Annotated in this window: 22 protein-coding genes; 8 read left to right on the forward strand and 14 right to left on the reverse strand. The window is 43.6% G+C overall.

Annotated features, from left to right (window positions below; genetic code table 11):
- Positions 1–43 precede the first annotated feature (43 nt).
- From lapB to sohB, 6 genes are all read right to left on the reverse strand, one after another.
- Entirely contained in the window at positions 44–1219 is a 1176-nt protein-coding gene (lapB, locus tag R7E78_RS00140; protein ID WP_005376665.1) for a lipopolysaccharide assembly protein LapB, read from the reverse strand.
- 18 nt (positions 1220–1237) lie between these two features.
- The gene (locus R7E78_RS00145) at positions 1238–1534 is read right to left on the reverse strand and encodes a LapA family protein (protein WP_005376663.1); all 297 of its coding nucleotides are present in this window, start codon (positions 1532–1534) and stop codon (positions 1238–1240) included.
- A gap of 281 nt (positions 1535–1815) precedes the next feature.
- On the reverse strand, positions 1816–2097 hold the full coding sequence (gene ihfB, locus R7E78_RS00150) for an integration host factor subunit beta (RefSeq protein ID WP_005385816.1): 282 nt from the start codon (positions 2095–2097) through the stop codon (positions 1816–1818).
- A gap of 213 nt (positions 2098–2310) precedes the next feature.
- On the reverse strand, positions 2311–3981 hold the full coding sequence (gene rpsA, locus R7E78_RS00155) for a 30S ribosomal protein S1 (RefSeq protein WP_005385817.1): 1671 nt from the start codon (positions 3979–3981) through the stop codon (positions 2311–2313).
- A 110-nt stretch (positions 3982–4091) separates the two neighbouring features.
- Positions 4092–4772, reverse strand: a complete 681-nt coding sequence (cmk, locus tag R7E78_RS00160) for a (d)CMP kinase (protein WP_005438973.1) — start codon at positions 4770–4772, stop codon at positions 4092–4094.
- Positions 4773–4980: 208 nt separating this feature from the next.
- Positions 4981–6042: a protease SohB gene (gene sohB, locus R7E78_RS00165; RefSeq protein WP_262640475.1), complete on the reverse strand. Its 1062-nt coding sequence runs from the start codon at positions 6040–6042 to the stop codon at positions 4981–4983.
- A gap of 254 nt (positions 6043–6296) precedes the next feature.
- On the opposite strand from sohB, the gene R7E78_RS00170 reads away from it, so the two are divergent.
- From R7E78_RS00170 to R7E78_RS00185, 4 genes are all read left to right on the forward strand, one after another.
- Entirely contained in the window at positions 6297–7043 is a 747-nt protein-coding gene (locus tag R7E78_RS00170; protein ID WP_213905694.1) for a YciK family oxidoreductase, read from the forward strand.
- A gap of 129 nt (positions 7044–7172) precedes the next feature.
- Positions 7173–7865, forward strand: a complete 693-nt coding sequence (gene imuA / locus R7E78_RS00175; protein WP_262640476.1) for a translesion DNA synthesis-associated protein ImuA — start codon at positions 7173–7175, stop codon at positions 7863–7865.
- 4 nt (positions 7866–7869) lie between these two features.
- A complete protein-coding gene (locus tag R7E78_RS00180; protein ID WP_262640477.1) occupies positions 7870–9273 on the forward strand; it encodes a Y-family DNA polymerase in 1404 nt (467 codons plus the stop codon).
- Between the two features lie 27 nt (positions 9274–9300).
- Positions 9301–12375 (forward strand): error-prone DNA polymerase, encoded by a 3075-nt coding sequence (locus R7E78_RS00185; RefSeq protein ID WP_064354175.1) that lies wholly within the window; start codon positions 9301–9303, stop codon positions 12373–12375.
- A 72-nt stretch (positions 12376–12447) separates the two neighbouring features.
- Here R7E78_RS00185 and R7E78_RS00190 read toward each other — a convergent pair whose 3' ends face one another.
- Both R7E78_RS00190 and R7E78_RS00195 read right to left on the reverse strand, forming a co-directional pair.
- The gene (locus R7E78_RS00190) at positions 12448–13401 is read right to left on the reverse strand and encodes a chemotaxis protein CheV (RefSeq protein WP_005372976.1); all 954 of its coding nucleotides are present in this window, start codon (positions 13399–13401) and stop codon (positions 12448–12450) included.
- A 363-nt stretch (positions 13402–13764) separates the two neighbouring features.
- Positions 13765–14982 (reverse strand): ROK family protein, encoded by a 1218-nt coding sequence (locus R7E78_RS00195; RefSeq protein ID WP_005385828.1) that lies wholly within the window; start codon positions 14980–14982, stop codon positions 13765–13767.
- A 410-nt stretch (positions 14983–15392) separates the two neighbouring features.
- Between R7E78_RS00195 and pyk the strand changes: the two genes are divergently transcribed.
- Positions 15393–16835 (forward strand): pyruvate kinase, encoded by a 1443-nt coding sequence (pyk, locus tag R7E78_RS00200; RefSeq protein ID WP_005372972.1) that lies wholly within the window; start codon positions 15393–15395, stop codon positions 16833–16835.
- Positions 16836–16943: 108 nt separating this feature from the next.
- On the opposite strand, the gene R7E78_RS00205 is transcribed toward pyk, so the two are convergent.
- Both R7E78_RS00205 and R7E78_RS00210 read right to left on the reverse strand, forming a co-directional pair.
- Positions 16944–18095 (reverse strand): patatin family protein, encoded by a 1152-nt coding sequence (locus R7E78_RS00205; RefSeq protein WP_262640478.1) that lies wholly within the window; start codon positions 18093–18095, stop codon positions 16944–16946.
- A gap of 44 nt (positions 18096–18139) precedes the next feature.
- The gene (locus R7E78_RS00210) at positions 18140–18232 is read right to left on the reverse strand and encodes a YnhF family membrane protein (RefSeq protein WP_005372970.1); all 93 of its coding nucleotides are present in this window, start codon (positions 18230–18232) and stop codon (positions 18140–18142) included.
- A 127-nt stretch (positions 18233–18359) separates the two neighbouring features.
- Here R7E78_RS00210 and R7E78_RS00215 point away from each other — a divergent pair, with 127 nt between their 5' ends.
- The 3 genes from R7E78_RS00215 (at position 18360) to R7E78_RS00225 (ending at position 21078) form a co-directional block, all read left to right on the forward strand.
- The gene (locus tag R7E78_RS00215; RefSeq protein ID WP_053349626.1) at positions 18360–18950 is read left to right on the forward strand and encodes an outer membrane protein; all 591 of its coding nucleotides are present in this window, start codon (positions 18360–18362) and stop codon (positions 18948–18950) included.
- Positions 18951–19519: 569 nt separating this feature from the next.
- Positions 19520–20986, forward strand: a complete 1467-nt coding sequence (locus R7E78_RS00220; RefSeq protein ID WP_005372966.1) for a sodium-dependent transporter — start codon at positions 19520–19522, stop codon at positions 20984–20986.
- The gene (locus tag R7E78_RS00225; protein ID WP_262640480.1) at positions 20983–21078 is read left to right on the forward strand and encodes a MetS family NSS transporter small subunit; all 96 of its coding nucleotides are present in this window, start codon (positions 20983–20985) and stop codon (positions 21076–21078) included. Before R7E78_RS00220 ends, R7E78_RS00225 begins: the two co-directional genes overlap by 4 nt.
- A gap of 63 nt (positions 21079–21141) precedes the next feature.
- Here R7E78_RS00225 and R7E78_RS00230 read toward each other — a convergent pair whose 3' ends face one another.
- From R7E78_RS00230 to R7E78_RS00245, 4 genes are all read right to left on the reverse strand, one after another.
- Positions 21142–21543 (reverse strand): hypothetical protein, encoded by a 402-nt coding sequence (locus R7E78_RS00230; RefSeq protein WP_005372960.1) that lies wholly within the window; start codon positions 21541–21543, stop codon positions 21142–21144.
- 212 nt (positions 21544–21755) lie between these two features.
- Positions 21756–23186 carry a PTS glucose transporter subunit IIBC gene (gene ptsG / locus R7E78_RS00235; RefSeq protein ID WP_005372959.1) on the reverse strand — a complete coding sequence of 477 codons (1431 nt, stop codon included), beginning with the start codon at positions 23184–23186 and terminating at the stop codon, positions 21756–21758.
- Positions 23187–23630: 444 nt separating this feature from the next.
- Positions 23631–24398: a TatD family hydrolase gene (locus R7E78_RS00240; RefSeq protein ID WP_005372957.1), complete on the reverse strand. Its 768-nt coding sequence runs from the start codon at positions 24396–24398 to the stop codon at positions 23631–23633.
- On the reverse strand, positions 24389–25351 hold the full coding sequence (locus R7E78_RS00245; RefSeq protein WP_047103417.1) for a DNA polymerase III subunit delta': 963 nt from the start codon (positions 25349–25351) through the stop codon (positions 24389–24391). Before R7E78_RS00245 ends, R7E78_RS00240 begins: the two co-directional genes overlap by 10 nt.
- Positions 25352–25355 lie beyond the last annotated feature (4 nt).

The following is a 25355-nucleotide window of genomic DNA, read 5'->3' on the forward strand; positions in this document are numbered from 1 at the left end:
AAAAAAATGCAGCGGACAGAAACTCTGCCAGCTGCATTAAGAATTATTCACCATCCAATCCGCGGATTGGCTTGATCGTCCCCCATCCTTTACAGGACGGACAATGCCAATAAAGGGAATGGGTAGAAAATCCACACTTCCGGCATCGGTAATGTGGTTTCACTTTTAACTGTTCACCCACCATCGCTTGTAGTGTTGATAGGCTGTCTTTCGCTCGACCATCTTCTGCTTCTGCAATGTGGTAGTCAATTAAACGGTAGAAGCCCTTCATGGTTGGGTTTTTCAGCAATTGTTTCGTCAGTAACTCTTGAGCAGCCCCAACGTTCTCGTGATGAGCAACTAATTGAGCCAACATCAACTCGGCTGATACGCCTGCTTTCTTATCAATACAAGCTCGCAGAAACTCGACAAGTTCATCTTCCTGACCCAGATGATGATAGCATTCTGCAATAGTTGGCAAGACATCACTGATAAAGTCTTTATCTTGCTCAAGTACCCCTGTCAGATATTTGATGGTGTGCTTATAGTCTTCAGACTCTAGATAAATTCGTCCCAAAGCAATACTTGCTCGAACACACTTCGGGTCTTCCGCTAACGCTTTTTTAAAATGCTGTATTGCCTTATTAGTATTCCCATCAGCTTGGTCGAGCATGGCTATTTCACACCAAAAATGGGCAATATTTGCACGCATCCTTGAGCGTTTATTACCTAACTTAGCCAATTGGTTCGCGTAATAAATCGCCTTTTCCCATTCTCGTGTTTGCTGATAAATGGTCACTAATTGTTGAAGAGCCGCCTCTTTGTAATCTGGCTCTTCGACTAACTGTTCGAAGATTTTCTCTGCACGATCAAGAAAACCTGAGACCATGTAGTCTTTCGCTAACTGTTGAAGGGCGAGGTTCTTTTGGTCCAGTGTTAAGCCTGAACGAGAAATAAGATTTTGGTGAATTCTGATTGCGCGGTCGACTTCACCACGAGACCGGAACAGGTTACCCAACGCAAGGTGAGTATCGATGGTCTCGTTATCAACTTGGAGCAATTCAATAAAGTGATCGACAGCCTTATCTGATTGGTCAGAGAGCAGCAGATTAAGACCCGTCATATACTGACGAGAGATTTGATGAGATTGCTTCTGCTTGTCTTGCTGAGCGCTGCGATGCCCCATATACCAGCCATACGCAGCAGCTATAGGCAACAACAAGAAGAGTAGTTCAAGCATTAAAGTTAAGCCTTATCCTTATGCCTGTTTTTCAATGGCTGGCTTATCAGCAGCGTTGTTTGATTCAGTTGGTTCGTACTTTTTCAGTTTTTTCTTTAAACGACGGACCTGTAGCTGAGTTTTCAGTTGGATGCTACCAAAGATAACCCACGCTAAAGCAAAGCCAACCACAAATACTACACCTAATAGCGTAGATAAGTGGAACTCTCCTTTTGCTAGAAGATAGTTAAAAGTCACGAGCTCTTGGTTTTGGGAACCTAACGCCAATGCAATTAAAAAGAGAGCTAAAACAGCAACGATTTTTATAATTTTCATGTTACATCACCCTTCTAGGAGTAAGTCGGTAAGATTATGCAGGAAAATGCTTCTTCAGACTACGTATATTAGCAATAATCTATACCCAAGTAACCTCAAGATGCTTAGTTTGTAGACATGCTTAGAAGTTAAAGTTATTTGGGTATAGAAAGCAGCAAAGAAAACAGCTGAATCCACAATTAGATTAGTAAACGATCTTGGATGTATGACTAACTTGGATACATTACAAAAAAGCGGCATACACAAACGTATGCCGCTTTTTTCAAACTAATAAGAGTGCATTAACCAATATTTACACGCTCACGAAGTTCTTTACCAGGTTTGAAATGTGGAACGTATTTACCTTCCAATTCCACTTTATCGCCCGTTTTAGGGTTACGACCTACGCGAGGCTCGCGGTAATGAAGAGAAAAACTACCAAAGCCACGGATCTCGATACGGTCACCGCTCTCTAGTGTAGAGGCCATGTGCTCTAAAATATCTTTTACAGCATCCTCTACCTCTTTCGCTGATAAGTGTGTTTGCTCAGCGCAGAGTCTTTCAATCAGTTCAGACTTAGTCATAGTTGCCCTCTTTGAGTATCTTTATCACTTATTATAGTAAGTAATACTAATTCCAACAAACACTTGCTGACAATTCTAGACAAATTTTATGCAAAATGCGCAATGAAGAAATGCCTTTTATTAAGATAGTTTACTGTCATTAGTATTACTACTTAAATATGACCAAATATAAAAAAGGAGCCTTGCGGCTCCTTTTTTGCTTAAGCGAGTATATTATTCGCCTTTAGCAGCTTTGAAAGCGTCAGCCATTGCGTTACCGAATGCATTGTCATCTTGCTTGTTGATAGATGCCATTGCTTCTTGCTCGTCAGCTTCGTCTTTAGCTTTGATAGATAGGTTGATTACGCGGTTCTTACGGTCTACACCTGTGAACTTCGCTTCAACAACATCACCAGCGCTTAGGATTAGAGAAGCATCTTCTACGCGATCGCGTGATACTTCAGAAGCACGGATGTAACCTTCAACGCCTTCTGCGATTTCAACAGTAGCGCCTTTAGCGTCAACAGCAGTTACAGTAGCGTTAACTAGAACACCTTTCTTGTTGTCAGCAACGTAAGCATTGAATGGGTCATTTTCCATTTGCTTGATGCCTAGAGAGATGCGCTCACGCTCAGCGTCTACTGCTAGAACAACTGCAGAGATCTCGTCGCCTTTCTTGTACTCACGTACAGCTTCTTCGCCAGCAACATTCCAAGAAATGTCAGATAGGTGAACTAGACCATCGATGCCGCCTTCTAGACCGATGAAGATACCGAAGTCAGTGATAGACTTGATCTTACCAGTAACTTTGTCGCCTTTAGCTTGTGCTTCAGCGAATGACTGCCATGGGTTAGCTTTACACTGTTTCAGACCTAGAGAGATACGACGACGTTCTTCGTCGATTTCAAGAACCATAACCTCAACTTCGTCGCCAACATTAACAACTTTAGAAGGGTGGATGTTCTTGTTAGTCCAATCCATTTCTGAAACGTGAACTAGACCTTCAACGCCTTCTTCGATTTCAACGAAGCAGCCGTAGTCAGTTAGGTTAGTTACGCGACCAGTTAGTTTGTGACCTTCTGGGTAACGCTTAGCGATTGCTACCCATGGATCTTCGCCTAGTTGCTTAAGACCTAGTGATACGCGAGTACGCTCACGGTCGAACTTAAGAACTTTAACTTGGATCTCGTCACCAACGTTAACGATTTCAGATGGGTGCTTAACGCGCTTCCAAGCCATATCAGTGATATGTAGAAGACCGTCAACGCCACCTAGGTCAACGAACGCACCGTAGTCAGTAAGGTTCTTAACGATACCTTTAACTTCAGAACCTTCTTGTAGAGTTTCTAGAAGCTCGTCACGCTCAACGCTGTTCTCTGATTCGATAACTGCACGACGTGAAACAACTACGTTGTTACGTTTTTGGTCAAGTTTGATAACTTTGAACTCTAGCTCTTTGTTTTCTAGGTGAGCAGTGTCGCGGATTGGACGTACGTCTACTAGAGAGCCAGGAAGGAAAGCACGGATACCGTTTAGTTCAACAGTGAAACCGCCTTTAACTTTACCGTTGATGATACCAACAACAGTTTCAGCTTCTTCGTAAGCTTTCTCAAGTACGATCCAAGCTTCGTGACGCTTAGCTTTCTCACGAGAAAGTTGAGTTTCACCGAAACCATCTTCAACAGCGTCTAGAGCTACGTCTACTTCAGCGCCAACTTCAACTTCAAGTTCGCCAGCAGCGTTCTTGAACTGTTCAGCAGGGATAGCAGATTCAGACTTAAGACCAGCGTCAACAAGAACGAAACCGTTCTCGATAGCTACTACAGTACCTTTAACGATGCTGCCTTGTTGGAATTCTGTTTCGTTTAGAAACTCTTCAAAGAGTTGAGCAAAAGATTCAGTCATTTATTTAATCTTCAATAAATTAAACGTCCACGGGTATCCTACCGCATGGGGTTATTAAATTCGCCAGTCATCATCCTTGCGACCAACGCTCTTAGCCTAGCCGAGCGTAATTACTCAGCTAGCTTCGATTCGATATATTGTAGTGCCTTTTCTACTACTTCGTCGATAGTCATCGACGTAGAATCTAGCACAAGCGCATCCTCTGCAGGGCGTAGTGGCGCCACTGGGCGGTTACGATCTCGATCGTCACGCTCTTGGATCTCGCTCAAAAGGTCAGCAAATCTAACATCTAACCCTTTATCTTGCAACTGTTTAAGGCGTCGATTTGCACGCTCTTCTGCGCTCGCATCAAGGAAAATTTTCGCTTGTGCATTTTGGAATACAACCGTACCCATGTCACGACCATCAGCAACCAGACCCGGAGCGGTCTCAAATGCGCGCTGACGACGCAATAATGCTTCACGAACGCGTGGCAGTGCAGCCACTTTAGATGCTGCCATCCCCGTTTCTTCTTTACGAAGTTCACCAGAGACATCTTCGCCTTCTAGAATCACTTTTACTAGGTCACCTTCAGCAACAAACTGAACGTCTAGGTGAGTAGCCAGTGGAACAAGCGCATCTTCTGACTCAGTGTCTACGCCGTGGTGAATCGCTGCGAGTGCAAGAACACGGTAAATAGCGCCAGAATCAAGAAGTTGAAAGCCTAACTTCTTCGCTAGCAACATACATAAAGTGCCTTTACCTGCACCACTAGGTCCATCTACGGTAACAACCGGAGTTTGAGAGGACATGTTTTTCTCCACCAATAGTTTCTTTTCAGCAATTTGCTCGGTTTTCGAGGCGCACATTATACGGGTAATCAGTCTTTGGAGCGAGGAAAAATGTCGTGTAAAGCATTACACCTAATGCGTAATTGGATTCATCAATAAACATAAAGTTCAACAAAAACGGCGAGAGCTTCCGCCCTCGCCGTTTTAAATGTCATGAACTTAAGCTCGATTAAACAATCGGCTTTTGACCACGCTCAGCTAACTTTAAAATCACACTATCAGCGACTTTACCCGCCACACCTGCTAGCTTGTCGGCCAGTTTTTTCTTTTGTACATAATGCACAGAAAGTACAGTTTTATCTTTGCATGCCGCAACAACGATATCATCAGATGTACTAATGTCATCCACCAAACCAAGCTCTTTCGCTTGTGTGCCGAACCAGTGCTCACCAGTGGCTACTTTGTCTAGGTCCAAACTAGGACGACGCTCACGGATGAAGTCTTTAAACAAGACATGTGTTTCTTCAAGTTCTTGCTTAAACTTATCGCGCGCTTTATCGGTATTCTCACCGAACATCGTTAGCGTGCGTTTATATTCACCCGCTGTTAGTTGTTCGTACTCAATGTCATGTTTCTTCAACAGTTTGTTGAAGTTAGGAATCTGTGCGATAACGCCAATAGAACCCACAATTGCAAATGGTGCAGAAACAATTTTATCTGCTACACATGCCATCATGTAACCGCCACTTGCCGCAACTTTGTCAACAGAGATGGTCAGAGGAAGACCCGCAGCTTTGATTCGGTCCAGTTGAGAAGAGGCAAGGCCGTAACCATGAACCATACCACCGCCAGACTCTAAGCGAAGTAACACTTCATCACCTTCACGTGCGACAGCCAAAATAGCGGTGATTTCTTCACGTAGAGACGCGACTTCTTTTGCGTCTATGCTACCGTTGAAATCAAGAACAAATAGGTGTGGTTCACGCTTGCTATCTAATGAACCGTCTTTGCTCGCTTGTTTGATTTCTTTCTCGCGAGATTTGCTCTTCTCTTTTTCTTCTTTCTTGACGGCTTTATCTCGAGCCTTGATGAAAGCATCGTCATGCAAATGATGATCTAACTGCTCAACAGATTGTTTGTGTTGCTCTGAAAGGTTGGTAATCTCTAACTCCCCTTTCGCCGCACCCGATTTGCCACCAGCCGATTTTGCAATAATGAGCAGAACAATTATCGCAGCAACCACCGTGATAATTTTGGCCAGAAACAGACCATAATCTAATAAAAATTCCAACGAGAGCTCCTTTATCTCATTTCAGATGACGTTAGTATGTTACGCAGAAACATCAGCGAGAAGGCAGCGCGGTTTGTAACCACTTGTTCTGATTGATAGCATACCTAACGAAAGTTCTGGAATTGGTATAACACATGAATTGGTGTATTGTAACCATCTTGTCACGATTACCAAGATTTTCCATTGAGAAACAGGCGTTTTTTAGCGTCAATTAACTATCATGGACCCTCTTACAATAATAAGGATTTATCGCCGTGAACTACTCCGTTTCAGCTGATGCTCTAAAAGGTAAAGTCATTCTTGTTACTGGCGCTGGTAATGGCATCGGCCGTCAAGCCGCGCTTTCTTATGCCGAGCACGGTGCAACTGTTATTCTCTTGGGTAGAAATGTGCAAAACCTTGAATCTATCTATGATGAGATTGAAGCTTCTGGCTATCCACAAGCAGCTATCATTCCATTGGATCTCAAGGGAGCAACTCAGCAGAATTACATTGATATGGCAGAGACAATCGAAGGACAGTTTGGTCGCTTGGATGGTCTATTACACAACGCAGGTGTCTTGAGTTCGCTGTGTCCATTTGATCAAATCAAAGAGGAAGACTTCGACGATATCATGCAGATCAACGTGAAAGCCGAAGTGCTAATGACTCAAGCACTACTGCCTGTGATGCGTAAATCAGAAGCTGGGCGTATTATCTTTACCTCTTCAACCGTCGGCCACTCTGGCCGCGCATTCTGGGGGCCATACGCTATCTCTAAATTTGCCGTAGAAGGCATGATGCAAGTTTTAGCTGACGAGCTGAGTGATACACCGATTCGCGTTAACGCAATTAACCCTGGTGCCACTCGTACTCGCATGCGTGAAAAAGCATATCCGGGTGAAGATGCGAATACTCTCAAAACGCCACTGGATATCATGCCGCTATATTTGCACTTAATGGATCCTGCGGTTACCGATGTGAACGGTCAGTGCATCGACGCTCAACCGAAGCGTAAATAACTCATTCAGGTTACCTCACATAATCGATTGAAAAGGCAGCAAACGCTGCCTTTTTTCATTTCTCTCTTCATAAAAATCTTGCGACTTTCTCCCACAGAAATATACTGTACATATATACAGGTATTTATTATGCAAGATATTATTCAGAACTTAAAAAGCCAACACCTTGTTTGGCAAACAAATTTAACGAAAGCAGATCCTCAGCAGTTGCAGACTAGTTCCGGTTTTTCTGAATTAGATGATTTGCTCGGCGGAGGCTTTCCACCTCATGGCGTAGTGGAGATGGAATCTATTGGTAGTATTGGTGAATTGCGTTTGCTCGCTCCCTATTTAAAAGCCACTCAGACCAATGGTATGACCGCATTTATTCAACCACCTGCGCTAGTGAATTCTCTGTTTTTACACTACATCGGGTTGGATATAAACCAAGTGTGGGTCGTTACTCCAACTCACCCCAAAGATGCTCTTTGGGCTGCAGAGCAATGTCTGAAAAGTGGGGTATGCAGTAATGTTTTGTTATGGCAAGAAGAGCTTGAAATACATCAAGTGAAACGCTTACAGGTAGCAAGTGAACAAGGGAGTTGCCCTCTCTTTATGCTTAAAACAGATACTATCAACCGCTTGTCTTTGCCTGTGTCACTCAGTTTAAAACTGAAAGGCGACGAGCAAGGGATTAATGTTGAAGTGCTGAAAAGGAAAGGAGGCTGGAATAGAGGTAGCGTTAGTATCGGCTTCCAACACCATTACCCGCAACTGGTGAAACCATCATCTGAAACTGTGCACTCGACTGTGGTCAATTTCCCACTGGCGAACCAAGGTTAGTGATATGGCTCTGTGGATTTACTTGCACTTCCCTCGCCTGCAGCTAGACGCACTCTTTGGTGATAACCAAGAACAACCCGTGGTGATTGTCGAAAGCCAACGTTGCCAGATTCTTCAATACAACGAGATTGCCGAACAACAAGGCATTAAGCCTGGTATGGGCCTAGGCAGTGCTGCGTCCTTGTGTCGAGATTTACAAGTGCATCCTTATCATCCGCACACCGAATTGAGCAAGTTACAAGAAATTGCTCAATGGCTGTATTTGATCACATCTGACGTTGTGTTGATGCCAAACCAAGGTATTTTGCTGCGTGCTACTCCAATGCTCGCTCTGTATGAAGGGTTTGAAAACTATTGGAACAAAGTCAGAGCTCACTTATCGGAGCTGAAACTGAGTTTTCAATTCGGATGTGGTTTTTCGCCTTTTGCTGCCAAATTGATGGCATTATCAGGAGCGAACGTCATCAGCGAAGACAAATCTGCCATACAAAAAGCCTTATCACCAATACCGTTAACACTGACAGATTTATCAAACGCTACCGTAGAGAAGTTACAACGTGTAGGTGTCACCACATTGCAAAACCTGCTTGAACTGCCATTGCAAGACATCGCACGACGCTTTGATATCGATTTGGTGAACTACGTTGGTCGACTGACTGGGCAGTTTAAACACCCTGTCGACTTTTATCACCCTACCGAATCCTTCCAAGTTTATTTAGAGCTGTTGTTTGAGATCGAAAACGTTCAGTGGATTGAAAAGCCGTTGGCCAAATTACTTCGTCAACTCGAAATCTTTCTTAAATTAAGAGATAAGGTCGCTTTTGAACTGTGTTTAACACTCCACCAGCGTGAGAAACAAGAGCAACACCTTCAACTCACTTCTGCGCAAGGTGATTACCTATGTCAGCGTTGGCAACAGTTAGCGAGTTTGAGCTTAGAGTCACTCTCGCTTAATGGCCCAGTCACAGGGCTAACGTTAAAAGTCATCCGTCAAGGTGAGCCTCTTAGTGCATCACGCGATCTCTTTGCTGGGCAGAAAGGAAACATGAATGCTTTAGAGTTGCTTTCTTTACTGCAAGCTAAATTGGGAAAAAGTGCCGTTTTAAAACCCAATATTGCTTGCGATCCTAGACCAGAAAAGGCCAGTCAGTATCGCCCTGCTGATGCTCCGGATGAAAAGGGGCACGCCATACCATCCATACTACGCCCCGCAATGCAATTACCGACTCCCATTGTATTGCAAGAGCAAGTTTCTTTGGTCCACGGACCTGAGCGAATAGTTTCTGGGTGGTGGGATGGTGATGAGATCATGCGTGATTACTACATTGCACACACCAAGCAAGGCCGCTGGTTATGGATATTTCGCGATCAGCACAAGCACTGGTTTCTTCATGGCTATTTTTGTTAAATCGACAGTTATTTTTGTTGGGTCATTATGAGTTACGCGGAACTATTTTGTCAGTCTAACTTCTCTTTTTTGACTGGGGCTTCTCATGCAGAAGAGCTGGTACTCCAAGCTGCTTTCTATCGCTATCAAGCTCTAGCTATAACGGATGAATGTTCAGTCGCGGGCGTTGTCAAAGCCCATGCGACCATCGAACAACATAAACTCGATATCAAACAAATCGTTGGAAGTATGTTTTGGTTAAATGATGAATGCCAAATCGTACTGCTTTGCCCTTGTCGCAAGGCTTATGCCGAGTTGTGTCGTATCATCACAAACGCAAGGAGACGCAGTGAAAAAGGCAACTATCAACTGTTCGAATGGGATTTGATGTCGGTTCGACATTGTTTGGTATTGTGGCTGCCCACACATCAAGAGAGTGATCACTATTGGGGGCGCTGGCTCAATCAACACCACGCTAATCGTTTGTGGGTAGCGATTCAGCGCCATTTGAGTAACAACGATACTGAGTACATTGCGCACTGCGAGCAGTTAGCACATGAATTTCAATTACCTATAACTGCCTGCGGAGGCGTTCTCATGCATGATGTTGAACGCTTGCCATTACAGCATGTACTTACTGCTATAAAGCATGGGTGTAGCGTCGATAAACTCGGTTTTGATCGTATTTCGAATACAGAGCGAGCGCTTCGTCCTTTTAAAAAGTTGATTCGGATTTACAAACCAGAATGGCTGGAAGAAAGCACTTACATCGCCGATTTATGCGAGTTTAAGCTCTCAGATTTAAAATACGAATATCCTACCGAGCTGATCCCAGATGGTTATACACCCGACTCTTACTTACGTATGTTGGTCGAACGTGGTAAAAAGCTGCGTTTTCCTGAAGGCGTGCCCGCAGAAGTCAATCAAACCATCGAGAATGAACTGGCGCTTATTCAAGAGCTTAAGTACCACTACTACTTCCTTACTATTCACGACATCGTAATGTTTGCGAAACAGCAAGGTATTCTTTACCAAGGGCGAGGTTCCGCTGCAAACTCTGTAGTGTGTTATTGCCTGGAAATTACCGCCGTCGATCCTCGACAAATCGCTGTCTTATTCGAACGATTTATCAGTAAAGAACGTAAGGAACCGCCGGATATTGATGTGGACTTTGAACACGAGCGCCGTGAAGAAGTTATCCAGTATATTTACAAAAAATATGGTCGTGAGCGTGCAGCACTTGCTGCAACAGTGATCAGCTATCGCTTTAAAAGTGCCGTGCGTGAAGTCGGTAAAGCACTAGGGATTGAAGAGACCCAATTAGATTTTTTCATTAAGAACGTTAATCGCCGAGATCGCAGCCAAGGCTGGCAAGCTCAAATTATTGAACTTGGCTTACAACCAGAATCTCTCAAAGGGCAGCAGTTTATCCAATTGGTCAACGAGATCATTGGCTTCCCACGCCATTTATCTCAGCACGTAGGTGGCTTTGTAATTTCATCTGGCCCTTTATATGAGTTGGTACCTGTTGAAAATGCCTCGATGGAAGATCGCACTATCATTCAATGGGATAAAGACGATTTAGAAAGCTTGAAGCTACTAAAAGTCGATGTACTCGCACTCGGCATGTTAAACGCCATCAAAAAGTGCTTTCAACTGGTCGAGAAACATCACCAGCGATCCCTCTCGATTTCCGAGATCACTCGCCGACAAGATGATCCACACGTGTACCGCATGATCCAAAAAGCTGACACGATAGGCGTATTCCAAATTGAATCTCGTGCACAAATGAGCATGCTTCCTCGCCTAAAGCCTGCTTGTTATTACGACTTAGTGATTCAAATTGCAATTGTTCGTCCAGGCCCTATTCAGGGTGATATGGTGCATCCTTTTTTAAAACGACGAGATCACAAAGAGCCTGTCAGTTATCCATCGGAAGAAGTAAAAAGCGTTCTTGAGCGGACTATGGGCGTCCCTATTTTCCAAGAGCAAGTCATCAAGCTAGCCATGGTAGCCGCAGGGTTTAGCGGCGGCGAGGCCGATCAACTCCGTCGAGCGATGGCATCATGGAAAAAGAATGGCGATCTCGCTAAATTCAGACCAAAACTGATCAATGGTATGCAAGAGAGAGGCTATGACTTAGCGTTTGCTGAGCGCATTTTCGATCAGATTTGCGGCTTTGGTGAGTACGGCTTCCCTGAAAGTCATTCAGCGTCTTTCGCAGTGCTGGCATATTGTTCTGCATGGTTAAAATATTATTACCCAGCCGAATTTTACACTGCATTGTTGAACAGCCAACCAATGGGATTTTATAGCCCATCGCAATTAGTACAAGATGCTCGCCGACATGGCATCGAAGTATTGCCGGTGTGCGTCAATCATTCAAAATATCAGCATCATCTCGTCTCACGTCCGAATGGCAGGCTCGGCGTGCAACTTGGTTTTCGCTTGGTGAAAGGCTTTAACGCAGAAAGCGCACAAAGGCTTATTGAGCGCAAACCACTTAATGGTTACCGAACGATTCAAGAAGTAAAGCAGATATTAAGAAGCCGAAGTGACATTGAATTATTGGCTTCAGCCAATGCATTTCAGGCCTTATCGGGGAATCGTTATAACGCTCGCTGGGCAGCAATGGATTCCTTATCTGACCTACCATTGTTTCACAAGGTCGAAGAACCCAATGTTAGCTACCAGACTCAACCCTCTGAATATGAAAATTTAATTGAGGATTACGCAAGCACGGGACTATCTCTTAGCCGCCATCCAATTAAATTATTAGAAGAAACGGGCAAACTCCCTCACTTTACTCGCATGATGCAACTGGCAGAGAAGCCGCATAAGTCACTGGTCACAGTGGTAGGCGTGGTAACAGGAAGACAATCTCCAGGCACCGCCGCTGGCGTGACATTTTTTACGCTAGAAGATGACACGGGCAACATTAATGTGGTCGTTTGGCAAGCGACAGCACGAGCCCAAAAGCAAGCGTATTTAGGCGCTAAAGTATTAATGGTGAAAGGCATTCTTGAAAGAGAGGGAGAAGTCACGCACGTTATTGCTGGCAAGTTGATTGATTGCACGCACTACTTGAACAATCTACAAAGTAAATCTCGGGATTTCCATTAGTACAGAGGAATTAAGGAGAGAGATGTTAAAAATCAGAGAGAGGTGCGCTCCCTCTGATTTCACTAGATCTAATCATGCACTTTTAGAAAGCATCTGGCGTAATCGGTCTTGAGCAACTTCAACCAGCAGATCCGGTTGGAATTTAGATATAAAGCGATCACAGCCTACTTTTTGTACCATGGCTTCATTAAAACTACCGCTCAGAGAAGTGTTCAATGTGATAAACAACTTAGACATACGTGGATCTTGGCGCACTTCATGGGTCAGTTTATAACCGTCCATTTCAGGCATTTCAGCATCCGTAATCATCATCAACAGCTCTTTTTCTACATCTTTACCTTCATCACACCAACGTTTTAAAACCGTTAACGCTTCTAGCCCGTCACGACACTCGATGATATTCATACCCAATTGAGAAAGCGTATCGCGAACTTGATTACGAGCTGTAGAGGAATCATCTACAATCAGAACATTACGCCCGACCATTGCTTGGGCCAATTCTTGATCGAGAATGTCCTCCGAGATAGTCACGTCGTAATGTACAATCTCTGCTAAAACTTTTTCAACGTCAATAATTTCGACAATTTGAGAGGCATCCCCCTCTTTGATTTGCGTGATAGCCGTGAGGTAATTCGAGCGACCAGACGTGGAAGGAGGCGGCTGAATTTCAGTCCATGCCGTATTAATAATGTTTTTAACCGGACCGACTAAGAAGCCCTGCACCGTGCGGTTGTACTCTGTCACGATCAAATTTTCTTCTTCCGCTTCGCCACGCAAAGCAGGAAAACCAATTGCGCCTCGTAAATCAATCACTGGTACCGCTTCACCTCGTAGAGAAGCAACCCCACGAATATTGTAGTGCGAGCCAGGGAGCTTGGTTAACGGTGGAAGCTTGATGACCTCTTTCACTTTGAACACATTAATCGCAAATAATTGGCGACTATTTAAAGTGAACAGCAGAAGCTCTAGTCGATTTTCACCAACCAAGTTTGTACGCTGGTCAACCGTATTTAACACTCCGGACATACTACTACCTAAATTATGGATAATTCTTATTTTACTCGAAATCAGTACAGACACAGCAAGGTTATATAACCAAATAACCTTAAAATATTTGGCTTTTCGAGCACAGCTTTAAAGTACAACAGTTTTAGCGTATTACTTCTCTTTGCATCAGACGCAAAGTCACGCAGCACATTGAAAGCCATTTTGTTTATTTACTTGAGCTTTTTAGGAAATTACATGAATGGCGCAGATATAGCAATGCAACATAACTCAAATTCCCTTTCTAGTAATAGGCGATCAAAAAGGGTGAGCCGTTAAGTCTCACCCTAAATCACCTACAAATGCAGTCTCAACAGCCAGGCACATCATCATGTTAAAAAGTACTTAACCTTCCACAACCTTCATCAATAGTTGACCATCGTACAACGCTTGCTTAATCAACGCGGCACCAGGCATTGTGGCTTGCTTATAGAAACGAGACTCCACCAGCTCAAGATCTTGGTGATAAACAGGTAAACTCTGCTCTTCGATACAGCGACGAACCGCAGGATAAAGCACATCTTTTGCTTGGTTAATCACACCACCGATCAAGATTTTCTCAGGGTTAAATAAGTTGATCACAATAGCAATTGCAGAGCCTAAGTAGCGTCCAAGTTTTTCAATCACATCGACGGCCAAAGGATCACCGTTTGCAGCGGCTTCACAAATGCTCTCAATACTCATTTCTTCTTGTTTAGCAAGAATAGAGTCTTCGCCATCAGCGATTCGTCTTACGACTTCTTCACGAATTGCTTGAGAACTGGCAACGGTTTCCAAACAACCAATATTGCCGCAATGACAACGTTTTCCATTTGGGTCAATTTGAATATGCCCGAGTTCACCAATGTTACCGTGACGGCCTTGCAAAACGCGCCCATCCAGAATGATGCCCGCACCTAAACCGTGGTGGATAGAGATAAGAACGGAGTTGTCATTATCTTGAGAATGACCAAAAAGCTTTTCTGCTAAAGCCCAAGCTCGCGTGTCATTGGCAATGAAAACTGGCAAGCCTGTTGCTTTGTATATCTCTGGTCCAAGAGCAAGATTTTCGACATTGTAATGAGGCATCTGCAAAACGACACCTTGCTCTGAGTTCACGAGACCAGGCAGTGTAAGGGCAATACTGGTAACCCGATCCAGTTGATCCGCGTAAGTCTGAAAAAATTCATCAATTTCGTAAAGCAGGCGCTCAAGGACATCGTCTTGGTCAAGCTCGTGTATCTCGATTTTAGTATCGATCAGTACATCACCGCCTAACTCATGCAAAGCAATGGTTAAATAACCCCGCCCCAAACGCATTGACAAAAATTGCCAGCCTTCATTATTGACCTGCAAACCGACAGCAGGTCGACCACGACTCGTCGCTTCTTGTACTGTCGTTTCATGAATCAAGTGCGCTTCAATTAATTCTCGAGTGATTTTGGTGATACTAGCAGGAGCAAGCTCACTCTGCTTGGACAAATCAATTCGAGAAATAGGACCTTTTAGGTCAATTAGTTTATATACACGACCAGCATTGACCTGTTTGATATGATCAATATGGCCCGGTTGAGCCATGTACATCTTGCACTCCGAAATTCTATAACGGGACAATTTTTTTACTTTGCGAACTAATTGTGAAGTGAATTAATAAATCCCCGTGACAAGCATCACGTATAAACCTGTTTGTTTGTGTATTCAATCAAATAACGAAGAATCTACTCCTGTTAAATTGTTTGAAAAATAACTTATTTTTATTCACTAAATTATGAAGTAGTGCCTTTAAAGCAGCGCATTTTTATCAATAAGGCCATTGCCTGTCGAATATCTGTCTGTTTTACCGGGGTTACTCTTAATGTAAACATTCTGTGCATATACTTATATTCAAATAGCTTTAAGGTGTGGGCTCAGCAACGAGGCTAACCTTGAGAGCGATTGCGTAAAGTAAGGATAGAGTTCAAGTTACCTTTACACACACATTCATCGGAGAATCTATGACTTCCAAATTAAGACGAACAAAAATTGTCACTACGCTGGGTCCTTCAACGGATAAGGACAATATACTTGAGGAGATCATCAAAGCCGGTGCAAACGTTGTCCGTATGAATTTTTCACATGGAACCAGTGAAGACCACATTCAACGTGCGAACAAAGTCCGTACCATTGCAGCAAGACTTGGGCGTCAGGTTGCAATTCTTGGTGACTTACAAGGCCCTAAAATCCGTGTATCAACGTTTAAAGACGGCCAAGTCATTTTGAATGTGGGCGATAAATTCACATTAGATAGTGATTTACCAAAAGGTGAAGGCAATCAAGAATCTGTAGGGTTAGATTATAAAGAACTACCGCAAGATGTTTCACCAAATGACATTTTATTACTCGATGATGGACGCGTTCAGCTGCAAGTTACCAAAGTAGAGGGTAATAAAGTTCATACCCGTGTGATTGTCGGTGGTCCACTGTCCAACAATAAAGGGATCAACAAAAAAGGCGGCGGATTGTCAGCCGATGCGCTCACAGAGAAAGATAAAGCCGACATTCTTACCGCCGCAGCAATTCAAGTAGACTACCTTGCTATTTCATTCCCGCGTAACGGCGAAGACATGCATTACGCTCGACGCTTAGCCAGAGATGCAGGCCTTGAAGCCATGTTAGTGGCTAAAGTCGAACGAGCAGAAACCGTCGCGACCAATGAGTCTATTGACGACATTATTCTCGCATCCGATGTGGTGATGGTTGCACGTGGTGACCTTGGTGTAGAAATCGGTGACCCTGAGCTCATAGGTGTCCAGAAAAAACTGATTCGCCGCGCACGCAGTTTAAACCGTATCGTGATTACTGCGACACAAATGATGGAGTCCATGATTACTAGCCCAATGCCAACGCGTGCTGAAGTGATGGATGTGGCCAATGCGGTTCTAGACGGCACTGACGCGGTGATGCTTTCTGGAGAGACCGCTGCAGGTAAATATCCTGTAGAAACGGTCAAATCCATGGCCGAAGTATGTGTGGGGGCAGAAAAAATGTCGGAGGCAAGTCTATCAACCTATCGCTTAGATAGAACCTTCGAAACCGCTGAAGAAACCATCGCAATGGCAACCATGTACTCTGCGAATCACATGGAAGGAATTAAAGCGATGATCTCGTTAACTGAGTCCGGCAGGACTGCGTTGATGATGTCTCGCTTAAGCTCTGGCTTGCCAATATTTGCCTTATCACGGAATGAATCGACACTAAATCGAGCAGCATTATACCGAGGCGTGACACCTGTATATTTCGAGTCAAAAAGTGATGCGGGTTTACCAACGGCTCAAGCAGCGATTACTAGCCTTAAAGAGCAAGGGTTCTTGCACAAAGGTGATTTAGTCATTATTACTCAAGGCGATGTAATGGATGTTGTGGGCTCAACCAACTGCATGCGCATTCTACAAGCGTAGTCGTTATACCTAACCGGAGTTAACCACAAGAACCCGCAAATAAGGCTCCGAAAATGGAGCCTTATTTATATGCTTTGTATATTGCGCACATCGTGAACGTAAGAAGGTTTATGCACTCTCTCTACCATCAATTTCAACATCCAGCTGGTCATAGAGTTGAACTAGGTTAAACCCAGCTTGAAGCCCAAGTTGATAGTCATGCTCTAGTGACTCTTGGTCACTTAACAAAGAAGAAGAACGAAGTCCCTCTTTAGGCGCAACTTGTAAAATAAAAGTGTCGTCAGGTGGAGCAGATATAAAGGCCTGAGTGAGCTCAAATGTTTGATAATGAATCATCAGCATGTCGGCTAAACCTGAATCAAAATTCTCACCAATCAGATGACTTAAACGATACAAGTTATCGGCACCGAACAACCAACGACCTCCATTTAACAGCATTTTCCCTGCAAGCTTCGATTGATGTGCTGCATTAATTTTTTGTTGGAAGAACGACGCCCAATCCAGCTTCCACTGATTCACTTTTTGCTGCCATGATTGCTGTACTGAGTTGATATACTCCCGATACCATTCGACAGGCACATCCCCCACTTCACTTTGGGCTCTCGCTTCAATCTCTGAAAACGGCTCTGTGCGAATGACAATAATGTTGCGAGCATTCTGACGCCACGCTTCTTGTACAGGGATAGAGGCAGACACGCCGCCATCCACAAACTTATTGCCATTTACGTCGACAGGTCCGTGGTACAACTTGGGAATCGCACATGTCGCTAGCATAGTGTTAAACCACGAGTCATCCAAGATTGGTAGATATTGATCTGATAGCGTCTCTATATTCGTTACCGCAGCAAACGCTCCTCGTTTTCCCAATGCACTGCGACCTAAATCAAGGTCAAGCTTGTATGGGAAATCTTGAATCCGTTCTAATGCCCACTCTAAACCTAAGTACTGCTGCTTTCGGATATAGCGAAACAGATTAAAAAATTCAGGAGACGTTGTCAGCTCGGTAATAAAAGCTTTGCCCATGCCATGTTGACGACACAAGTAAGAACATAAGTTGAGTGCTCCGGCAGAGGTGCCATAGAATTCATCGAAAGGATCGAAGTTGGAAAGTAAAAAGGCGTCTAAAACGCCAGCGGTAAAAATCCCTCTCTGCCCTCCACCTTGCGTGACTAAAGCAGTTTTACCATGCCTAAAGTGCTCATAAACTTTTACATCAAGCTCTGCATGGCTTTCTGTGATTATACCGCTGTTACGTATCATAGGCTCACGCCATTTTGTTAAAACGTTTGGTAAAAGTGGTTATCTTAAGCTGTTGTAATAGCAATGATGCCAAATGACAAAAGCACTGCAAAAACAGTCACCACAATGATTAATGCGGATTTTAGATCGTGTTCCATAAACACCTCCTTAATATGTAACAAATTAATAACACCGGTGTGAAATATGTTCAAGATTTGCTTAATTTAGTCGCGCAATTTTGACTAACCCATCACAATTAGCTTAGTCATAATAAGGAGATAGGGCATGAACCAAAAACTCAGCTGGCTAGTAGGAATCATGATGATGAGTACTGCTATCAATGCACAAGCGAATATCATCGTTACGCCATACATAGGCTATACAGGAGGCGGCCAAGTAGAGGATGAAAGTGGTAATACATACGCTCTCGACCCCGCAGTGAATTACGCTCTTTCAGTCGAGACTCCCTTAGAAAAAGGAAGGATCGGATTGTTTTACTCCAATCAATCGACGGAACTTGAAAAGCTGTCCAACTCGGCAGATATACATTATCTGCACTTCCAAAGCAGCATGTACTATCCTGTCGCAGAAAATTGGCAAACCTATATCGGTGTAGGTTTGGGCGCTTCTTATGCCGATGTGGATTGGGTAGACAAAAAATACGGATTTTCGGCTAGCGCTTTTGCAGGGCTGGAATATGAATTTTCAAAGAACTTTGCATTAACGGCCCAACTGAGATGGTTAGGAACGGTCGTTGATAACGATACATCTGGCGCCTGTACTCTACCTAATGACGGCTCAAACTGTATCATTAAGTTCGATACTGATTGGATGAACCAATTCCAATCAAATGTCGGTTTTAGTTTCCGCTTCTAATTTTTATGCATGTTCCTTTGTAGGACTCGTCACAAAGAACGCTGAACGAGTCCTGCACAGAGCCGATAAAGGATATCGTCTAAACACCATTGTTTGGCAAAGTAACGAAGCATCATCTAGATAGGTGCACAAAAGATAGCCGTACGCCCTAATTCATCAAAATAGTCTTAAACACCAAAGCAATTATTAGATCCCAGTTATTTATTCCAGACAAACAACCAACCACCCACACAAAACCACAATCAAACTCAAATTTAACAAGATTAAAACCAGACAACGCATCTGAATTAACATTTAGATTCTATTGCGCTAAGTATTATTAGAAGTTAGTCTGATCAGTGAAAACAGATAAATATTTCAGTTTTATCAAACACACATCAAAATTTTAAGATTAATAATCTACTTTCTCTTACAGTAGCCAGAATATAGCTCTATAAAATTATAAAAAGTTAGAATTAAGGATAGAAAAGCTGATGGATAACAGCGGTCCTTTCTTCCAACTGTTTGCGCAATTATTACTGTGTTACGTAGAGAGCTTCATTCCTCAGGGAGTCTTATAGGAGTCAAATATGAAGCGAGAACAATGGGGATCCCGGGCGGGATTCATCTTAGCAGCAGTTGGGTCTGCTATCGGTTTGGGAAACATTTGGCGTTTCCCATACATGGCCTATGAAAACGGTGGCGGCGCATTTTTTATTCCTTACATTTTTGCCATGATCACTGCCGGTATTCCATTTATGATCCTTGAGTTCAGTATGGGACAAAAATACCGAGGCTCGGCACCAAAAACACTAGCGAAAATTCATTCTAAATTTGAATGGCTTGGCTGGTTCCAAGTTGGTGTGGCTGCAGTTATTGCCGTTTACTATGTGGCTGTTATCGGTTGGTCGATTTCTTACTTTGGGTTGTCGTTCACTCAAGGTTGGGGAACCGATACCAACGCATTTTTCTTTAGTGAATACCTAAAGCTAGGTGACAACTCACCAACAGACTTAGGCAGTATTCAATGGAAGATTGCTTTATCCATGGTAATTGCTTGGGCAATTACTTACACCGCTATTGCCAAAGGCGTGAAATCAGGAATTGAACGAGCATCTAAAATTATGATGCCAATCCTATTCTTGATGGTGATTTTCTTAATCGGACGTATGATTTTCTTGCCAGGAGCTCTAGATGGCGTGAACTACATGTTCGAACCCGATTTCAGCAAAATTTGGGATGTGAAAGTATGGGCAGCGGCATATGGTCAGATCTTCTTTACGTTAAGTATCGGCTTCGCCATCATGCTAGCTTACTCTAGCTACCTACCAGAAAAGTCGGACATAACGAATAACGCGTTTATGACCGTGTTGATCAACTGTGGCTTCTCGATCCTAGCCGGCATCATGATCTTCTCAGTATTGGGTTACATGGCTCAAGAGCAAGGTAAGCCGTTAACAGAGGTGGTATCTGCAGGCGTTGGCTTGGCTTTTGTTACTTTACCTGCGGCAATTAACCTACTACCTGCCCCATATATTCTTGGTCCACTGTTCTTCTTTGCACTGGTGGTTGCTGGTCTAAGTTCGCATATTTCAATTATGGAAGCCGTAACTTCAGCCATTATCGACAAGCTGAAGTGGAGCCGTAAAAAAGCTGCAAATGTTGTGATTGGTATTGGCTTCGTTGTCTCTATGGCGTTTGCTACCAATGGCGGTCTGCTGCTACTCGATCTAGTAGACCACTTTGCAAACAACGTTGGCATCATGGTTGGTGGTCTGGTTGAGATTGTCTTGATGGCGTGGCTATTGAAGCGCGTGCCAGAAGTACGTAATTACGTTAACGAGCGCTCTGATTTCTCTGTTGGTCAATGGTTCGAGATCTGCTTACGCTTCGTTACACCAATCATGCTCGCCATTATCTTAGCGACCAAGCTATACGCCCTAATTACTGAAGGCTACGGTGGCTATGATCTAACTTTAGGCTGGGCACTTATCGCCGCACTCTTTATCTTTGGTCTAGTGATCAACGCAGTGAACCGCAAGGAGACAGCAAAATGACAATCAGCGCAATTATTATGATGGTTATTGGTTTAGGTATCACTTGGGGCGGCGCTGCCGTTTGCATCAATCGAGCCATGGATAAACAATAACAGTATTGCATTCCAAACAAAAAACGCCGGTATTTACCGGCGTTTTTTTATGTTTCTTTTATTCTAGAAACTGTACTTGATGCCAACGGCGCCGCCAAGTTGCAAGTCAGCACCTTTGTAAAGATCTAGCTCTGGGTGTATTTGACCATAAAGGTCCCAGCCGCGTGATAAATCCCAGTTCACACCAAGTGGTACTCTCACACCAAACTCGTCATCCCATTCATACCAGCCACCAACGCCGACATACCAAGTCACAGGCATGTTTTGATCGAATGTTCCACGCTTAGCGATGTAATCAAACGCCATACCATCGTTTCCGATAATGCCACGATATTTGTTATCTAACTCTACAACAACACTTAATTGTTGATCGACAGCCATACCAACTGATAGATCCGTTGGTTCGCTTGCCGCCATTGCCGTACTAGAAACTAGTCCCAAAACTAAAATGAATTTGTTCTTCATACACGTTATCAATTATTCAAAAAAACATTATTCGCTATTCAAACATAATGGCATATCAATATGTCAACGATGGGTAAGCTCGATGTATGAAAAAGCTGACAAAAGTAAAGATGAGTTTAGGATCACACTAAAAAGGAACTGTCAGTTAATAAAATAGGAACTAAAAAAGGAGGCCGAAGCCTCCTTTTATGCATTACTATGAATGACTGCGATTAACCGTGGTTACGAATCCACTCATCCATTTCAGTTTTTAGGTTATCAGACTTAGTACCGAAGATAGCCTGTACACCACCAGCTACAACTACAACACCAGCAGCGCCTAGTTGTTTTAGCTTGTCTTGGTCAACAGCTGCTGTATCTGCAACTGCTACACGTAGACGTGTGATACATGCATCTAGACCAGTAATGTTAGCTTTACCGCCAAACGCTGCAACCAGTTCACCGCCCATATCAGAGCCAGAAGTTACAGCTGCACTTTCCGTTTCATCTTCACGGCCAGGTGTTTTTAGGTCAAGCGCTGTGATTACACCACGGAACACTACGTAGTAAATTACTGCGTAAACTAGACCAACGGCAATCATTAGCACCATCTTCTGAGCGTTACCAGATAGAACTAGGAAGTCGATCAGACCGTGAGAGAAAGAAGTACCGTGTACAAAGCCTAGAGTGTTCGAAACGATGTATGCAGAACCAGCTAGTAGAGCGTGGATACCGTATAGTAGTGGAGCAACGAATAGGAATGAGAATTCGATTGGCTCAGTAATACCAGTTAGGAATGAAGTCAGTGCAGCTGACGCCATGATACCCATTACTTTTGCACGGTTTTCTGGTTTAGCACAATGAGCAATTGCGATTGCTGCAGCTGGTAGACCGAACATCTTGAACATGTAACCACCCGCTAGCTGACCGAAGCCATTACCAGCAGCACGAGATGCTTCATCAGCAACTAGGTAACAAGTTAGTACACCATTTTGAGCTTCACCGGCAGCGTTAACACAAGAACCTGCTTCGAAGAAGAACGGTACGTTCCATACGTGGTGTAGACCGAATGGGATTAGAGAACGCTCAACAACACCGTAGATACCGAATGCTAGCTGTGGGTTTTGGTGTGCAGCCCAATCAGAGAATGCAGAAATTGCACCGCCAATTGGTGGCCAGATAACAGAAAGGATAACACCTAGGATGATCGCAGCAAAACCAGTGATGATTGGCACTGCGCGCTTACCAGCGAAGAAGCCAAGGTACTCTGGAAGTTGGATTTTGAAGAAACGGTTGAATGCCCAAGCAGCCACACCACCGACAAGGATACCACCTAGTACACCTGTATCGATTTTCTCAACACCCATAACGCCCGCCATTACACCTAGCGTTGCCGTCATGATGCCGTAACCAACGATAGCTGCAAGACCTGCAACACCGTCGTTGTTAGTGAAGCCTAGAGCTACACCTACTGCAAATAGAAGTGCCATTTGGCCGAATACTGAACCACCAGCTTGTTCCATAAGATTAGAAACGATTTCTGGAATAAAGCTTAGATGGGCAGCACCCACACCTAATAAAATACCTGCAACTGGTAAAACTGATACTGGAAGCATCAGAGCCTTACCAACTTTTTGCAGGTTAGCAAAAAGGTTCTTAAACATGTTTATGCTCCTGATAAATTTATAAGTATTATTTGGGCACTAACGGCACACCCCCGTAGCCTAAAGGTTAGCACCCAATGAAAATGTAACCACAACTGCATTATATTTTCCGGCTCTAAATATATATTGATGACCCTCAAACTTTCCACACAGTTACGAAATTTAGTTTCAAAACAAGTCTTGGATCACACCCAAAAACAGCCGATGAAAAGGTTTGCATTGCATTTATGTTACTGTTTTATAAGAAATTAATTATTTATATAATTAATTTTAAGGCGTAAATAAAATACGCCTCAATGTTATTTTTAGTAACAAAATTACATTTGTGATTTTTGAATGTTATTAAATCAACATTTTTAGTAAACATTAAACTCGTGAGCGTATCTGTTGTTTTTATCAACAAAAAAGGAGCCTAAGCTCCTTTTTTATGCTCTTATTATTTTTTCATCGCAAAAAAAGATTTCGGAAGTTTTCGGTGGTTTTTTGTGCCACTTCAGAAAGAGAGCACGATTTGAGTTGCGCAATATAAGAAGCGACTTCGACAACGTAAGCGGGTTGATTCTCTTTGCCACGATGAGGGACAGGAGCCAAGTAAGGAGAATCTGTCTCAATAAGAAGCTTCTCTAAAGGTAGAGTCTTCACCACTTCTTTTAACTCTGTAGCTTGACGGAAAGTAACAATCCCCGAGATAGAAATATAAAACCCCAGCTCCAGTGCAGCTTCAGCAAATGGAAGATCTTCTGTAAAACAGTGGATAACACCACCACATTTCTCTGCCCCACCCTTACGCAAAATATCTAGAGTATCCGCACGTGCGTTTCTGGTATGGATAATTAAAGGTTTGTTGAGCTCCACTGCAAGATCAACGTGTTGCTCAAAGCGCTCTTTCTGTAACGCGGCCGTTTCGGGCTTGTAATGATAATCTAAACCCGTTTCGCCAATAGCGACGACTTTTGCATTCGACGCATGGTGGCGCAATACGTCCATCGAAAAGTCGCTTTCAACATCAAGTGGGTGCACACCGCACGAAGCATAAACATTGTCATAAGGCTCGATCATTTCCATCATTTTCGGGAAAGAATCCAGCGTTACTCCAACAGAAAGTAGTTCAGTTACGTTTGCTTGTTTAGCTTTGTTAATAACGTCTTCCACATTGATGTGGAGATCGTCGTAATTCAATTTGTCTAAATGACAATGAGAATCTACGAACATAATGCCTCTCGTGATTCAATTAACCAATTCATTGATAGTAGCTCAAGGTTCAGGCCAGGAAAGGCTTGCACCTGAGCTTTTAGGTTCATCAGCGCCTTCGCTGATGAGTACAAACCGTTATAGTTGTCCGGTTGAAACTTTGTCGCGCCCGGAAGCATTTGAGCTTCTGATACACCAAACTGCGCTTTCTGAGCATCTGTCAGTAAATACCATGCCCAGTCTAGTGATTGCTCTGAGTGTTTAGCGATTAAAGAAGCACACTCAGAAACGTCTGAAACAGGCGAAGACATTGCCTTAATAAAACTGCGTTCAAAAGCCAAGTAAGCTTCGAGCTCACCATTATTTAACGCATCCAATGTTTTTATTGGAGAGCCCATATTCAGTTTTAAGGCATAAGCAGGAACTTGCTTCGCCCCTTGTTCGTGCATCCATTTCATCGCTTGTTCCGCTGACGGAGGCGCAACAACCCAGTGTTGGCAACGGCTACGAATCGTTGGGAGCAGACGCTCCTGATTGTGGGTAACGAGCAAAAACAAGCACTTTGCCCCAGGCTCTTCTAGCGTCTTTAACAGCGCATTCGATGCCGACTCGTTCATAGAGTCCGCCGGTTCTATTACAAATAGGCGGTAACCATTAAGCTGAGATGATTCCTGAGCAAGACGGTTACAAGCGCGAATTTGGTCCACCGTTATCGCCTTTCCTTCTTTCTCTGGCTTGATCCAGTGTAAATCAGGGTGGTTTTGAGATTGATTTAGCTGGCAGCTATGACAAAAACCGCATGCTTCACTCGCGTAATTTTGGCAAAGAAGTGCTTGGCTAAAAAACTCGATAAGTTTTTCGATGCCCAAGCCCTGCTCGCTTTGTAATAAAAGCGCACCTGGTATTCTGTCCGACTCTAACCCTACTTTGAGGTTATCCCATATTGGCTGTAGCCATGGATAATCATTTAACATGAGT

Source organism: Vibrio sp. YT-19(2023) (genome assembly GCF_033337395.1).